Source organism: Labrys sp. F242 (assembly GCF_057813875.1).
Map to the genome: position 1 here is coordinate 26083 of NZ_JBVASG010000004.1, position 14781 is coordinate 40863.

At 64.2% G+C, this 14781-nt stretch carries 11 protein-coding genes; 4 read left to right on the forward strand and 7 right to left on the reverse strand.

All coding sequences use genetic code 11. The features are described from left to right. Positions 1-253: 253 nt before the first annotated feature. The 7 genes from ACZYTC_RS23625 to ACZYTC_RS23655 form a co-directional block, all read right to left on the reverse strand. Entirely contained in the window at positions 254-1918 is a 1665-nt protein-coding gene (locus ACZYTC_RS23625) for a glycerol-3-phosphate dehydrogenase/oxidase (protein ID WP_441774354.1), read from the reverse strand. Between the two features lie 123 nt (positions 1919-2041). Beyond that, positions 2042-3565: an FGGY-family carbohydrate kinase gene (locus ACZYTC_RS23630; RefSeq protein ID WP_488990672.1), complete on the reverse strand. Its 1524-nt coding sequence runs from the start codon at positions 3563-3565 to the stop codon at positions 2042-2044. A 72-nt stretch (positions 3566-3637) separates the two neighbouring features. Continuing rightward, positions 3638-4504, reverse strand: coding sequence for a DeoR/GlpR family DNA-binding transcription regulator (locus ACZYTC_RS23635; protein ID WP_434961158.1), 867 nt, complete (start codon positions 4502-4504; stop codon positions 3638-3640). A 142-nt stretch (positions 4505-4646) separates the two neighbouring features. Then, positions 4647-5594: a D-ribose ABC transporter substrate-binding protein gene (locus ACZYTC_RS23640; protein WP_434961157.1), complete on the reverse strand. Its 948-nt coding sequence runs from the start codon at positions 5592-5594 to the stop codon at positions 4647-4649. 107 nt (positions 5595-5701) lie between these two features. After that, the gene (locus tag ACZYTC_RS23645) at positions 5702-6745 is read right to left on the reverse strand and encodes an ABC transporter permease (protein ID WP_434961156.1); all 1044 of its coding nucleotides are present in this window, start codon (positions 6743-6745) and stop codon (positions 5702-5704) included. Positions 6746-6760: 15 nt separating this feature from the next. Beyond that, positions 6761-8305: a sugar ABC transporter ATP-binding protein gene (locus tag ACZYTC_RS23650; RefSeq protein WP_441774352.1), complete on the reverse strand. Its 1545-nt coding sequence runs from the start codon at positions 8303-8305 to the stop codon at positions 6761-6763. Further along, positions 8302-8958, reverse strand: a complete 657-nt coding sequence (locus ACZYTC_RS23655; protein ID WP_488990673.1) for a DUF2291 family protein — start codon at positions 8956-8958, stop codon at positions 8302-8304. The genes ACZYTC_RS23650 and ACZYTC_RS23655 overlap by 4 nt, the downstream gene beginning before the upstream one ends. Before the next feature lie 724 nt (positions 8959-9682). On the opposite strand from ACZYTC_RS23655, the gene ACZYTC_RS23660 reads away from it, so the two are divergent. Genes ACZYTC_RS23660 through ACZYTC_RS23675 form a run of 4 tightly spaced genes read left to right on the forward strand, consistent with a single transcriptional unit; the run spans position 9683 to position 14756 of the window. Continuing rightward, complete coding sequence (locus ACZYTC_RS23660) at positions 9683-11284, forward strand: FGGY-family carbohydrate kinase (protein ID WP_488990674.1); 1602 nt, start codon at positions 9683-9685, stop codon at positions 11282-11284. 5 nt (positions 11285-11289) lie between these two features. Continuing rightward, complete coding sequence (locus ACZYTC_RS23665) at positions 11290-12837, forward strand: glycerol-3-phosphate dehydrogenase (protein WP_488990921.1); 1548 nt, start codon at positions 11290-11292, stop codon at positions 12835-12837. A gap of 7 nt (positions 12838-12844) precedes the next feature. Further along, positions 12845-13777 (forward strand): sugar phosphate isomerase/epimerase family protein, encoded by a 933-nt coding sequence (locus tag ACZYTC_RS23670; RefSeq protein ID WP_434961152.1) that lies wholly within the window; start codon positions 12845-12847, stop codon positions 13775-13777. Beyond that, positions 13770-14756, forward strand: a complete 987-nt coding sequence (locus tag ACZYTC_RS23675; protein ID WP_441774350.1) for a sugar-binding transcriptional regulator — start codon at positions 13770-13772, stop codon at positions 14754-14756. Before ACZYTC_RS23670 ends, ACZYTC_RS23675 begins: the two co-directional genes overlap by 8 nt. Positions 14757-14781 lie beyond the last annotated feature (25 nt).

Below are 14781 nucleotides of genomic sequence, written 5' to 3' on the forward strand. Positions count from 1 at the left end.
TCGATCTGGAGATCGACCCTCCAAATCTGGTGCCACCACCCAAAGTTAGCGCTCATGGGCGGAGGATCTGCCGCTATCTGACGGGTTCTTTCCTGCGAAAGCCTCCTACAAGTTGTCTCCGTCCTTCGGAGGCGTGAACCACATAGTCATAAACGGGTTGGCCATCCGCGCAGCCGCGGCCCCGAGAACGAGGAAGCGCTCGAACTATGACGATGCGATTGCCACTCTCCCCGGGAGCCGATCGACGCCTCGTTCAAGGATGCGATTTTTCCCATTGGATGCGATGGCGCGCTGCAAGAAGATCTCGCGTTTTGGCGAATTGTACATTCCGTCGCTCTGCGCTCCATCCAAGTGCTTCAGCTGCAATGTCCGCAATCGCTGCCAGATCACGTTCGCTCAGACGGCCCGTGATGGCGAGCGTGCTACGCCGCATCACAATGTCCTCGAGTTCAACGACTTTTTCGTAGCGCGCAATCCAGTCGATTTCGCTTAGAGAATAGCTGTTGGTGTCCGTCAGGCGCTGTGCCTGCGGGCCCTCATGGGCGAGGATTGCTCGTGCCGTCGTGCCATAACGCCCGAGCAACTCGGTGGTGCGCATGGCGGATGCACCCGTCGCCTTTGCTGTGTGCTCGATCCAATTGGCACGTGCGGCTGGTTCCGTCGGATAGTCGCGTCCGCCGCCGATCGGAAGGGCCCGCGTATTCAGGCGGCGATTATGGCCAAGACGCCCCAAGACGAGATCGCAGACCTCTTCGGCAAAGCCGCGAAAGGTCGTCCATTTGCCGCCCACCAACGAGATGACCGGGTAGGGACGATCATCGGCGGGCTCGAGCACGGGAGCCGAATGGTCGCGGCTGATCAGCCCGGCCGCCGTACTGCCCGAGGCGGGCAGGGGTCGGATGCCGGAATAGGCGTAGACGATCTGGTCACGCGAAAAGGCAAGGCCGGGCAACAGATCGCGCAGGCTCTTGAGAAAATAGTCGATCTCTTCGTCGTCGCAGCAAACCGTGTCGGGATCGTCAGCGCGAATGTCGGTCGAGCCGACCAGTGCTCGGCCGAGATAGTCGTAGACCAGGCAGATACGTCCGTCATTGGCCTCGAAATAGATCATCCGTCCCTTGAGCGCCGCGATCAACTCGGGATGGTCGAGCAGGATATGGGAGCCCTTGGTGCCGCCGATCAGCCGGGTGGGTGAACCGAGAGCCTGGTTGACGTGATCGATCCAAGGGCCGGCCGCATTGACGACGATCCGTGGGCGAACGGTTCGCTCCCCGCCATCCGGTGTGCGCAGGCCTATGAGGTCGTTCTCGGCCGAGATCATGTTCGTATAGTTCAGGGCCTCTGAGGCTGGATTGGCTGCCGTGCCATCCTGCAGTAACTCCAGCACCAGCCGCTCCGGGCAGGTGACCTTGGCGTCGTAATAGGTGCCGGCGGCGACGATCTTCGGCGTCATCGGCGCGATTTCGCTCAGCGTGCGCCGGCGGGACCACAAGGCATGCCGGGGCATGACGCGGTGGCGGGAGCCATAGAAATCGTAGAGCGCCAGGCCGATCTTGATCAGCACCGCGCCGCGGTTGCGGGGAGCCGTGGTCGAGCCGAACAATGTACGCAGCGCCGCCGGAATACCCTGCAGCCACGAGAAGATCGGGATCACGGTCGGCAGGGGCTCGACCAGATGCGGCGCATTGCGCAGCAGGAGATTGCGTTCCAGCGTCGACTGGGCGACGAGGCGCAATTCCCCGGTCTCCAGATATTTGATGCCGCCATGGATCAGCCGCGACGGGGCGGCGCTGGTGCCCGAGCCGAAATCGGCCTTGTCGGCGATCAGGCAGGTCAGGCCCTGCTCGCAGAGATCGCGAAACAGGCCGGCTCCATTGATACCGGCGCCGAGGATGAGAACGTCAATGTCTTTGGTCATGTCAAATACCGATGGGGCCGCGCCAGAGCATTTTCTAGAAAAGTTGATAGACTTTTCGATTAAGAAACCGCGTCAAAACAAAGAGTTAGAGCAAAGTGCGTTTCAACGGAATCGCACTTTGCTCTACGCTGCTTGCGAGGCGAGGGCCTCGATGCGCGGCCAGAGAGGTGCAAGCTGCGTGGCGATGTCGCAATGCAGGGCATAACGCTCCTGCAACTGCCGGCTGCGCGTGGGATCTGGCTGGTAATGCCGGGCGAGAGCTGCGAGATCGCGGGGATCGTCCGTCGGCGATGCGTAGAGGCCGGCTCCGGCGCCGGCGCACAAGGCAGCGCCCCAGGCGGCGGCCTCCTCGGTCTCGTTCACGGTGACGGGCAGGCCGAGAGCGTCCGCGAAGATCTGGGCGTAAAGCGGCTTCCTCGATATGCCGCCCGTCAGGCTGATGGTGCCGGGGGAAAAGCCTTCCCGCAGGGCGTCGACATGCACCCGGTGGTTGAAGGCGATGCCTTCGATGACGGCGCGCAGCATGTCACCGCGATCATGCCAGCCACGTAGCCCGAGAAAGCCGGCGCTGGCGGTCGCGCCATGGGGAGAACCGTAGAGATAGGGGTGAAAGAGCACGGTGGAGGGCCGCGCGAGTGCCGCCTCGATTTCGGTGCCGATGGCGGCGTGGATGGAGCCGCCTGTCTCCTCCGCGCTGCGTCGCTCGACGGCGCAGAGCGTATCCAGGAACCAGTCGTAGTTGGCGGCGGATGCCGGCGATATGCTCATATGGTTCCATTCGCCCGGCTTGATGCCGTTGCGGCAGAACCAGCGGGTATCGGTCTTCGGCGTGCTGGCGATCGTCTCGTTGATGGAATAGGTCCCCGCCACGATCGCCACGGTGCCTTCGCGATGGCCTCCAATGCCGAGGGCGGAGGCGACGACGTCATGCACGCCGGCCACCACCGGGGTTCCGGCCGTCAGGCCGGTCGCGGAGGCCGCGGCCTGAGAAACCGTGCCGATGATCTCATCGGGCCGGGTAACGGCGGGAAGGGCACCGGCAAGGCCCTCGAGGCCGAAGATCGGCAGGATGTCAGGTTCATAGACCTGGCTTTCCATCGCCGTGAACGATGTGCTGGCCTCGGTGAGATCCGTGCCAAGCGTTCCGGTCAGGCAAAAGCGCAGCCAGTCCTTGCAGGCCAGGACATGGGCGATCCTGGCAAAGCGCTCGGGTTCGTGGCGCTTGATCCAGGCCAGCAGTGCCGATGGGGCCGAGGCATGCGCGACCTGGCCGGTGCGGGCGAGGGCGGTGGCGGAGGTGCCATCCCCGTCCCACTCGGCGACGATGGCGGCCGCGCGGCTGTCGAGCGAGAGAATGCCATGGCCGAGCGGACGATGCTCCGCGTCGAGAAGGTAGAGGCCGTCGCCATGGGCGGTCGCGGCAACCGCCGCGACATCGCTGGCAGGACGCCCGGCTTTTTCGAGTGCCTCGGCGATGGCCTCGGCCGTTGCCTGCCACAGGCCCACCATGTCGCGTTCGACATGGTGGGGATGGGGAATGATCTGGGGAATGCGCCGGCGGGCCACGGCGAGCAGCACGCCTTTTTCATCGAAGACGGCCGCCTTGGTCACCGTCAGCCCGTTGTCGATTCCGATGAGGGTGGGCATTGGCAGGCACTCCGTCTCGAAAGGATATTGCAGAAATCGCGATGTCCGACGGAGACGAAACGCCTCGTCGCGTCACGCGGGGTGGGGTGAGCGCTGCTTGATCGGCGCGATCACGATGTTGATGCCGCGCGAGCGCAGCAATTCGACCTGGAGCGGGGCCATGCCGTCGTCGACGATGATGGCATCGAACTCGCTCAGAGTGCCCATGGCGTGCAGGGCGCGACGCTGGAACTTGGTGTGGTCGGCAAGCAGGATCCGCTTGGCCGCACTGTCGAACATGGCCCGCTTGGTCTCGACCATCTCCGCGGATTGGTGGAACACCATGTCATCGGTGATGGCCGACATCGACAGGAAGACGCAGTCGGCGCGCAGCCGGCGGATCTCGGCCGTCGTGGCCGGGCCCATGAAGGCGTTGCACCAATTGTAATAGCGCCCCCCGAGGCCGAGCAGCGTCACGTCGCTCATCTCCTTCAACTCGTTCATCAGCGGGATCGAGTTGGTGATCGCCGTCAGCGGCACGCGGGCTGCGATATGCGGGGCCATCTGCAGCACGGTGGTGGAATCGTCGAAGAAGACGGCCTGGCCGGCTTCCAGGAATTGGGCCGCCACCTGGGCGATGGCGCGCTTTTCCACGGCCTCGCGCATGGAACGATAGACATCGCTCGACTCAACCAAGCTGGTGGGTGTCGCCGAGACGATGCCCCTCGACTTGCGCAGCAGGCCGCGATTGATCAGCTCGTCGAGGTCGCGGTGCACGGTCATCAGGCTGATGGCGAAGCGCTCGGCCAGTTCCTCGATGCGCATGGTGCCCTCAGCCATCACCGCCTGCATGATGAGCTGGCGGCGGGCAAGCTGGCGAGCATGGCGGCTGTCGCTCGGCACCTGATCGGCGATGATCTGTTCCAGCGTGTCTTCCTGCGTGGCTCTCGTCGATGTCATGTCGGTCTGTTTCCGGGTTGAGCGCTGGCAGGATATCCCGAAGTGCTGGAATATGCCTGCCTGCAGCAATCACCGCTGTGGAAGGACGCGCCACCGACCCATAAGAAAGCCGGGATAGCCAACGGCCATCCCGGCTTCGTCATTATTTGGCGAGCGTAAAGGCCGAAACATACTTGTCGACATTGTCCTTGGTGATCAGGACGCAGTCGAAGAGCTGCTTTTCGGTCGCTGCGCCGGTCTTGCCTGTTTTGATGAAGGTGTCGGCCTGGACCACCGCTTCCTTGGAGAAGACCGCAACCGGCTGCAGCACGGTATATTGCAGCTCGCCGGCCTTGATGGCGGCAACCGCATCGGGCGAGCCGTCGAAGCCGCCGACCTTGACCTTGCTGAGCTTGCCGGCCTCCTTCAGCGCCGCGATGGCGCCGAGCGCCATCTCGTCATTGCCGGAGATCACGCCGGTGATGTCAGGATGGGCTTGCAGCATGGACTGCATCTTCTGGTAGCCCTGGGCGCGATCCCAGTTGGCCACTTCCTTGGCGGCCTTGGTCAGGTCGGGATATTGCGTCAGTACGGTTTCGTAGCCGTTGGAGCGGGTGGCGGCGTTGTTGTCGGCGGGGTTGCCGAACAGCTCGACATATTTGCCCGTCTTGGCGACCGAATTCACCCATTGCTCGGCACCGACGGCGGCGCCCTGCGCGTTGTTGGAGACGAGCTGCGCCTTGGCGAGGCCTTCCTTGTTGATCTCGGCATTGACGAGGAACACCGGAATGCCTGCATCGACCGCCTTCTTCACCGCTCCGACCGATCCATCGGCATTGGCCGGGTCGAGGATGATGGCGGCGGACTTGTTGGTGATGGCGGTGTCGACCAGCGTGCTCTCGGTGTTGGTGTCGCCCTTATGGGCCGAAACCGAGGCGGTGTAGCCGAGCTGCTCGGCGGTCTTCTTGGCGACTTCGCCTTCCGTGTACCAATATGGATTGGCCGGATCGGTGACGATGATCGAGATCAGGCCGGCCGCCGAGGCCGAGCCGATCAGCAATGGGGTCACGGCGGCGGCCGCGACCAGCAAACGCATGCCTTTTTTGAACATGGGGCATCTCCCTTGATTGGTGAAGTTGTCTGCCGTCGCAAGACGGCAACGATCCCACTGCAGATCTGTTATTTGTTGCCGAAATGGGAAGGTTTCTGTGCGGGCCCTCAGCCTTGCCGGCCGCGGGCCTTGTACTGGATCGAGTTGAGCAGGACGGCGAGCACGATCACCGTGCCGGTGAAGACGGTCTGCCAGTAGGAGGACACGCCGATGATCACCAGCCCGTCCGACAGGAAGCCGATGACGAAGGCGCCGAGCATCGTGCCCTGCACCGTGCCGCGGCCGCCGGTGAGCGCCGCGCCGCCGATCACCACGGCCGCGATGGCCGTCAGTTCATAGGTGGTGCCCGCCGTCGGGCCGGCCGAGGTCAGCTGCGAGGACAGAACGAGCCCTGCGATCGCCGACAGGATGCCGGAGACGGTATAGACGGTGATCTGCACGCGCTTGACCGGCACGCCCGACAATTCGGCGGCGCGGGCATTGCCGCCCGAGGCATAGAGCCAGCGGCCGAAGGCGGAACGACCGAGCACCAGAGCCGTGACGATGGCGAGCGCCGCCAGGATCAGCACCGAGATCGGCACGCCGAACAGGCGATTGAAGCCCAGCCACTCGAAGCCGGTGTTGCCGAGATCGGCATGGCCGGAGAGATTGTTGTAGGTGAGGCCGTTGGTCATCAGCAGCGCCACGCCGCGGGCGACATACATCACGCCCAGCGTCGCCACGAAGGCAGGCACGCGGAACCAGGCGATGAGCACGCCGTTCAAGGCTCCGACCAGCCCGCCGGCCACCAGGGTCAGGATCACGATGGCCCAGACCGGCGGGTAGAGGATGACGCCGGCCACCTGCAGGGTCACACCTCCCATCAGGAAGCCGGCGACGCAGCCGGACAGGGCCAGTACCGAGCCCACCGAAAGATCGATGCCGCCGTTGAGGATCACCAGGAGCATGCCGAGCGCCAGGATGCCGTAGATGGCGACATGAGAAGCCATCGTCAGGAAATTGCCGAGCGTGAAATAATTCGGCGACAAGAACGAAAAGACTGCGACGATGAGGATCAGCGCGAAGAAGGCGCGTCCTTCGAGGAGCAGCCGGCCGAGGCCGGGGCCCGATCTCTGCCCCTTGGCGCTCGTACTTGCAGCGGTGTGCGACATGGGCAGGCCTCCAGCCTAATGGACCACGGCTTCGCCCGAGGCGGCCATGATCTCGTCCTTGCTTGCGGTTGCGCCGAATTCGGCGACGATGCGGCCCTTGCGCATGACGATGATGCGATGCGCGACGGAGAGGCATTCGCCGACTTCGGACGTGGAGTAGACGACGGCGAGGCCCCGGCGTGCGCCCTCGGCCAGCAACCGGAACACTTCGGCCTTGGCGCCGATGTCGATGCCGCGGCTCGGCTCGTCGAGCAGGATCACCTTGGGGTTGGTGGCCAGCATCTTGCCGATCACCACCTTCTGCTGGTTGCCGCCGGACAGGGAGCCGATGGGCGCTCCGCCTCCGGCCGTCTTGACCGTGACCTTGCGAATAGTGTCTTCGATCAGCTGCTGCTCGATCTTCAGAGAAGTGAACAAGCCGCGCGTGAAGTCGGCGATCGACGCCAGGGACAGATTCTGGCCCACGCTCATGGTCTGCACCAGGCCATCGCGCTGCCGGTCCTCGGGAACCAGGGCCAGGCCGGCCTTGATGCGCCGGGCGATGGTCAGGCCCGAGATCTCGTCATCCTCCAGCAGGATCTGGCCTGATGAGGCCTTGAGGCGTCCGGCCAGAGTCTCCAGCAATTCGGTCCTGCCGGCGCCCATCAGGCCGTAGATGCAGACGATCTCGCCGGCCTTGACGTCCAGCGACAGCTTGTCGACCACGTTGTAGCCGCCGCTGGCGGGATCCGGCACCGTGAGGTCGCGCACCGAAAGCGCGGTGGCGCCGAAGGCGTAGCCCTCCGGCGGCGAGCCGAGATCATAGTTCTCGCCCACCATGTTGCGGACGATCCATTTGAGGTCGATCTCGGCGCGCGGGGCGTAGGCCGTCATGGTGCCGTCGCGCAGGACGACGGCGTGATTGGTGATTTCGAGCGCCTCTTCGAGATGGTGGGAGATGTAGACGATCGAGACGCCCCGGCTGGTGAGATCGCCGATGACCTTGAACAGCACCGCCACTTCCGTCGCCGACAGGGCCGAGGTCGGCTCGTCCATGATCAGGATGCGGCTGCGAACCGAGAGGGCGCGCGCGATCTCGACGATCTGCTGCTGCCCGAGCCGCAATTCGCCGACCGGGGTGAGGGGATCGATGTCTTCTTCGAGCTCGGCCATCAAGGCGCGCGTCTCTGCTTCCTCCCGAGCGAAGTCGACGCCGGTGAGGCCCATGATCTCGCGTCCCATGAAGATGTTGTCGCGTACCGACAAATTGGGCGCGAGGGAGAGCTCCTGGTGGATGATCGAGATGCCCTGGTCGCGGGCGTCCGATGCCGAGGAGAACACCACGGGCCGGCCGTCGAGGAGGATCTCGCCCGATGTCGGCGTCACGATGCCCGACAGGATTTTCATCAGGGTCGATTTGCCGGCGCCGTTCTCGCCGAACAGGGTTGTGACCTGGCCGCGATGAATGTCGAAGTTCACGCCTTTCAGGGCATGGACATTGCCGTAGGACTTGGCCACGTGGCGCGCGGCCAGCACGACCCCGGGCATCTGAGCGCCGGAAGGAGAGGGCTCGCCGCTCATTTCACCGTCACCGCTACGGGCGTGATCAGCCAGTTTTCCGGGTTCACCAGCCGGAAGGCACCAACGATCTCCAGGGTCTTGCCGGTGAGATTGGCGGTGTCGATGCCGGTGAGTACCTGCTTCTTCATCTCGCGATTGATGGCCGAACCGGCGTTCTGATACTCGATCTGGTTCTTGAACTGGCCGAAAGCGATGTCGCCAGGCGCATCGCGAAGATCGGTCCCGTTGATGGCGGGGCCGGTCTGCACGCGCACCCCGATGGATGCCGGCAGTCCGTCCACCGTGAGCTTGTAGATGCCCGCCTTCTGCTCGCCGGCGATGCCGGTGAGGCGGATGGGAATGATCGAGCCGGTGGAGGCTGCCGTGCCATATTTCGTGGCGGCTGCCGCCTTATTGGCCAGGACCTCCGGCGCGAGGGTCTTGGCCTCGACGGCGCGCTGTTCGATGGCTGCCTTGATCTGCGGAAAATGCTCGATGCCATAGCTGTCGGGCGAAAAGGCCGCCTGGCGCACATCGTCCTTGGAGCCGATCTGCACGATCCGGGTATCGAACGCGATTCCTGCAATGACGAGAAGAGCAAGGGCCGGCACCACCAGCCGGACACGCCCGCCGGCGCCCGACGCCCTCACGGATGCACCATGACTATTGCTCATGACCAGGCCCCACATTCTTGCGGTGTTCGACCAGCGCGGCGTGAAGGAATGTCTGGCCGAGGCTCGCTCCGGCTTGCGCCGCAAACGCGGGCCCGGTGCGCGGAATGCGCAGCATGGCTCCTCCCATTCTGCCGCTGATGCGGCCCGCTCTCACGGGCCGGACGGCTCTCTCGCTGATCATTGAGATATGTTATATCTGTGTTTCATAAAACGTCAACAGAGTTATATTCTTGACTCGTTGATTTGGCATAAAAGTTTTCCGGGAAGGATATTATCCCGCGGCAATCTCTCCGGCGAAGCAGGGCAGCCTGCGGGGCGTTGGAGTGGCCCGCTGCTGCATTTTTCATAGAGCGAGTCGTTATGCTCAAAAGACGAGGGTATGAAAATTTATCTATATAAATCAATTATATAACTAAGAATTGGCGATTGAAAAACGAAAGAGATGACGGTTTTTCAGCGCATTCCGAGCGGAGGCGTCGGTAGGCGCCCGAGGCTTTTGCGATGGGCCTTCTCTTTCTGGCTATGGGTTCGGTTATCTGAAATAATATGTTATATTGGCAATAAATTACGTGACTTATGATATCTTTGTGATATATGAAAATCACAGTGATCGGAGATCGATGCGGACGGTGAAAATCGCCGGCGCGTGTGGGAGGCCTGGCTCTGTCAGGGAGATGGATCATGCGCGGAAGTGTCGACCCGTCAGTTCGCGAAGGATGTTGCGATGTCCGCTGATCTGCTGATCGGGGTGGATGCCGGGACCTCGGTGATCAAGGCCGTCGCCTTCGATTTCGGCGGCCGCCAGGTCGGCGCCGCCTCCGTACCCAATCGTTACCTGCGCGGGGATGACGGCTCGGCGACCCAGTCGCTGGAGGCGACCTGGGCCGATTGTGTCGCGGCGCTGCGCGGATTGGCCGACAAAATCAAGAATCTGGCCGCCCGCACCGCGGCGCTCGCCGTCACGGCGCAGGGCGATGGCACCTGGCTGGTCGGTGCGGACAACGCGCCGGTGGCCGATGCCTGGCTGTGGCTGGATGCGCGGGCGGCGCCCACGGTGCGCGGCCTGGCAGCCTCCCCGCTGAACAGGGCTCGTTTCGAGGCCACCGGCACGGGCCTCAATACCTGCCAGCAGGGCTCGCAAATGGCCCATATGGACAGCCACAATCCGGATCTGCTCGACAGGGCCGAGGTGGCGCTGCATTGCAAGGACTGGCTCTATCTGAACCTGACAGGCGTGCGCGCCACGGATCCATCGGAAGCCAGCTTCACCTTCGGCAATTTCCGCACTCGCCGCTATGACGATGGGGTCGTGGAAGCCCTCGGCTTGACGCATCGGCGCAGCTTGCTGCCCGAAATCCTCGATGGCAGCCAGGTCACCCATGCCCTTACGAAGCGTGCGGCGGAGCAGACGGGATTGCTGGCGGGCACGCCAGTAAGCCTGGGTTATGTCGACATGGTCATGGCTGCGCTGGGGGCGGGTGTCTATGGCGGTTCGGGCGATGCGGCCTGCTCGACCATCGGCTCCACCGGCGTCCATATGCGGGCCAAGAGAGCGGCGGACGTTCATCTCAATGCGGAGGGTACCGGCTATGTCATTGCCCTGCCCGTGCCCGGGGTCGTCACCCAGGTCCAGACCAACATGGCGGCCACGCTCAACATCGACTGGGTGTTGATGATCGCGGCCGACATTCTGGCGCAGATGGGCCAGAAGGTGGCGCATCAGGACCTGGTGAGGCGTATCGACGGCTGGCTGGCCGAAAGCCGCCCGGGATCGCTGATCTACCATCCCTATATTTCCGATGCCGGGGAGCGCGGTCCCTTCGTCGATGCCGATGCGCGGGCCGGCTTCATCGGCCTGTCCGCCGGCCATCGCTATGCAGACCTAGTGCGCGCCGTCGTCGAAGGGCTCGGCCTGGCCATGCGCGATTGCTATGCCGCGATGGGCGATCTACCGGCCGAACTGCGCCTGGCCGGTGGCGCGGTCCGCTCGCGCGCCTTGCGCGGCGTGCTGTCAGCGGCGATCAACGCCCCGCTGCGCGTTTCCTCACGAGAGGAAGCCGGGGCTGCCGGCGCGGCGATGATGGCGGCGGTTGCCGTCGGCGCCTTCAAGGACATGGATGCCTGCGTCGCCCAGTGGGTGACGCCTCTCTTGGGGGCGCCAGAACCTCCCGATCCGACCCTGGCGAGCGTTTACGATCAATTGTTCCCCGCCTTCAGGGCCACGCGCCTCGAATTGACCCCGGCCTGGAATGCACTTGCGGCTGCCCGGCACGATGCCGGTGGGGCAAGCGCAGCACCGGGCGCGGGAAGGAGCCTTGCAGTATGAGTGAGATGATCGACCTCCCGATGATTGACCTTCTGGTGATCGGCGGCGGCATCAATGGTGCCGGCATCGCCCGCGATGCGGCAGGCCGCGGCCTGTCCGTCACGCTGGTGGAAAAGGACGATCTGGCCCAGGGCACGTCCTCGCGCTCGGGCAAGCTGGTGCATGGCGGCCTGCGCTATCTGGAATATTACGAGTTTCGTCTGGTTCGCGAGGCGCTGATCGAGCGTGAAGTCCTCTTGAACTCGGCCTGCCACATCATCTGGCCGATGCGGTTCGTGCTGCCGCACAGCCCGCAGGACAGGCCTGCCTGGCTGGTGCGCCTCGGCCTGTTCCTCTACGATCATCTCGGTGGCCGCAAGAAGCTTCCCGGTACGCGCGTGCTGGATCTGCGGCGCGATCCGGTCGGTGCGCCGATCCTCGATCAATATGCCAAGGGCTTCGAATATTCGGACTGCTGGGTCGATGATGCGCGGCTCGTCGCGCTCAACGCGCTCGGAGCCGCGGAAAAGGGCGCCACGATCCTCACCCGTATGGCGGCCGTCTCGGCGCGGCGGGAGGAGGGGGCCTGGACGGTCACGACTCGTGACGAGACCACAGGCGAAACCCGCACGCACCGAGCGCGCTGCATCGCCAACGCGGCGGGGCCCTGGGTTTCCGATGTCATCGCACAGGTGGCAGGCTCCAACTCCACGCGCAATGTGCGCCTGGTCAAGGGCAGCCACATCATCGTGCCGAAATTCTGGGAGGGGCAGCAGGCCTATCTGGTGCAGAACCACGACAAGCGCGTGATCTTCATCAATCCCTATGAAGGGGACATGGCGCTGATCGGTACCACGGATATAGCCTATCAGGGCGCCGCCGAGGACGTCGCTGCCGACGAGACGGAAATCGACTACCTGATCACAGCGGTGAACCGCTACTTCAAGCAGAAGCTGCGCCGGCAGGACGTGCTGCACGCCTTTTCGGGCGTCCGACCGCTCTTCGATGACGGCAAGGGCAATCCATCCGCCGTCACGCGCGATTACGTCTTCGATCTCGATGAGACGGGCGGGGTGCCGCTGCTCAACGTCTTCGGCGGCAAGATCACCACCTTCCGTGAGCTTTCCGAGCGCGCGATGCACAGGCTCGGCAAGTTCTTCCCCAAAATGGGCGGTGACTGGACGCGCGAGGCCAAGCTGCCGGGCGGCGAGATCGAGAATGCCGATTATGTAAGCTTCGTCGAGAGCCTGCGCATCGCCTATTCCTGGATGCCCAACCGGCTGCTCCAGCATTATGGCCATGCCTATGGGGCACGCACCCGGCAGGTCGTTGGCTCGGCAAGCAGCATTGCCGATCTCGGCCGTCATTTCGGCGGCTGCCTCTTCGAGGCCGAGGCGCGCTATCTCGCCGGTCATGAATGGGCCCGCAGCGCCGAGGACGTGCTGGTGCGCCGGACCAAGCACTATCTCCACCTGAGTGATGCCGAAAAGGCGGCTTTCATCGCCTGGTTCGAGCAGGAGATGCCGACCGCAGGCGAGGCTACGCCGACCCGTTTTTCCAACGTTTCCGCCTGAGGATCCGATGCCTCTGACGCTGTCCCTCAATACCAATCCGCTGGTGAACCGTTTCGCCGATCCCGACGATCTGATCGACACGGTGGCGCGCGGTCTCAGGCTGCGCGACCTCCAGCTCACCCATGAATTCATCAATCCGAGCTGGCCCGCGCCCACCATAAGGCGCCTGGTCCGCGAGATGGGCAGCGCCCTGGCCCGCACCGGCGTACGCGTGACCAGTGGCATGACCGGGCCCTATGGCCGGCTCAATCATTTTGGACATCCCGATCCAGATGTGCGGCGCTATTATGTCGACTGGTTCAAGACCTTCGCCGACATCATCGGCGATCTCGGCGGCACGTCGGTCGGCACGCAGTTCGCCATCTTCACCTATGCCGATTATGACGACACGGCCCGCCGCGACGAGTTGGTCCAGATCGCCATCGAGTGCTGGGCGCAGGTCGCGGAGCATGCCAAGGCTGCCGGTCTCACCTCTGTCTTCTGGGAGCCGATGAGCATCGGCCGCGAGTTTGGCGAGACCATCGAGGCCTGCCTGTCGCTGCAGCGGCGGCTGACGGCCGCCGACATGGCCGTGCCGATGTGGATGATGGCCGATATTGATCACGGCGACGTCACCTCGTCCAATCCCGACGACTACGACCCCTATGCCTGGGCCCGGGCCGTGCCGAAGGTTTCTCCGATCATCCACATCAAGCAGAGCCTGATGGACAAGGGCGGCCATCGCCCCTTCACGGCCGAGTTCAATGCCAAGGGCCGGATCCAGCCCGAACCGCTGCTGGCGGCCCTTGCCGAGGGCGGGGCTGCAGACAACGAGATCTGCCTGGAGCTGAGCTTCAAGGAGCGCGAGCCCAACGACCGCCAGGTGGTGCCCCAGATTGCCGAAAGCATCGCCTTCTGGGCGCCTTTCATCGAGACAGGTGTGGAGGATCTTCATGTCTGACGCGGAACGGGGACGGGGAGGCGGGATGGGACGCGCCGTCACGGAGAACGAGCTGGAGGAGTCTCTCGCCCGTCGCGCGGCCTGGCTGCATTATGTCGGCGGCCTCACCCAGGCGGCCGTGGCCAAGCGGCTCGGCCTGCCCTCGGTGAAGACCCACCGCCTCATCGCGCGAGCGGTGGCGAGCGGCGTGGTCAAGGTCTCCATCGACGGCGACATCATCGAATGCGTCGAGCTGGAAGAAGAGCTCTGCCGGCGCTTCCATCTCGATCATTGCGAGGTCGCTCCCGATCTCGGCGAGGATGGCATCCCGCTGCGCGCGCTCGGCCAGGCCGGAGCGGGCTTCCTGCGGCGCGAGATCGAGCGCGGCGACCATCGCACCATCGGCCTGAGCCATGGGCGGACCCTGACGTCTGCCGTCGCGCATATGTCGCGCATCGCGGCCGGCCAGATGCGCTTCGTCTCGCTGCTCGGCGTGCTCACCCGCGATTATGCCGTCAACCCGCACGACGTCATGCACTCCATCGCCGAGAAGACCGGTGCGCAGGCCTATGTGATGCCGGTGCCGTTCTTCGCCAATTCCGCCGAGGACAAGGCAGTCCTGCTCGCCCAGCGCGGCATCGGCGAGGTGCTCGCCATGGCCAATGGCGCGGGGCTGAAGGTGGTGGGCATCGGTTCGGTCGATGCCGACGCCCAGCTTGTCTCGTCCGGCATGATGCATCCGCAGGAAATCCGGGAGATCAAGGCCGAGGGCGGCGTGGGCGAAATGCTCGGCTACTTCTTCGATGCCCAGGGGCGCGTGCTCGAGAACTCGTTGACCTCGCGAACCCTGGGCGTGGCGTTGAACGGACGCGCCGACGATCACATCGTCGGCATCGCAGGCGGGGCGAACAAGACCGAGGCCGTCCGGGCCGTGCTGCTCAGTGGCCGTCTCCGAGGCCTGATCACCGACGAGGCCACTGCGCGGGCGCTGCTCGGCTAGGCCCGCTTCAAACACACGAATTTGC

Excerpts from the sequence above, each read along its gene's own strand:
- ACZYTC_RS23625 (WP_441774354.1), bottom strand. The coding sequence starts at position 1,918 with ATGACCAAAGACATTGACGTTCTCATCCTCGGCGCCGGTATCAATGGA.
- ACZYTC_RS23630 (WP_488990672.1), bottom strand. The coding sequence starts at position 3,565 with ATGCCCACCCTCATCGGAATCGACAACGGGCTGACGGTGACCAAGGCG.
- ACZYTC_RS23635 (WP_434961158.1), bottom strand. The coding sequence starts at position 4,504 with ATGACATCGACGAGAGCCACGCAGGAAGACACGCTGGAACAGATCATC.
- ACZYTC_RS23640 (WP_434961157.1), bottom strand. The coding sequence starts at position 5,594 with ATGTTCAAAAAAGGCATGCGTTTGCTGGTCGCGGCCGCCGCCGTGACC.
- ACZYTC_RS23645 (WP_434961156.1), bottom strand. The coding sequence starts at position 6,745 with ATGTCGCACACCGCTGCAAGTACGAGCGCCAAGGGGCAGAGATCGGGC.
- ACZYTC_RS23650 (WP_441774352.1), bottom strand. The coding sequence starts at position 8,305 with ATGAGCGGCGAGCCCTCTCCTTCCGGCGCTCAGATGCCCGGGGTCGTG.
- ACZYTC_RS23655 (WP_488990673.1), bottom strand. The coding sequence starts at position 8,958 with ATGAGCAATAGTCATGGTGCATCCGTGAGGGCGTCGGGCGCCGGCGGG.
- ACZYTC_RS23660 (WP_488990674.1), top strand. The coding sequence starts at position 9,683 with ATGTCCGCTGATCTGCTGATCGGGGTGGATGCCGGGACCTCGGTGATC.
- ACZYTC_RS23665 (WP_488990921.1), top strand. The coding sequence starts at position 11,290 with ATGATCGACCTCCCGATGATTGACCTTCTGGTGATCGGCGGCGGCATC.
- ACZYTC_RS23670 (WP_434961152.1), top strand. The coding sequence starts at position 12,845 with ATGCCTCTGACGCTGTCCCTCAATACCAATCCGCTGGTGAACCGTTTC.
- ACZYTC_RS23675 (WP_441774350.1), top strand. The coding sequence starts at position 13,770 with ATGTCTGACGCGGAACGGGGACGGGGAGGCGGGATGGGACGCGCCGTC.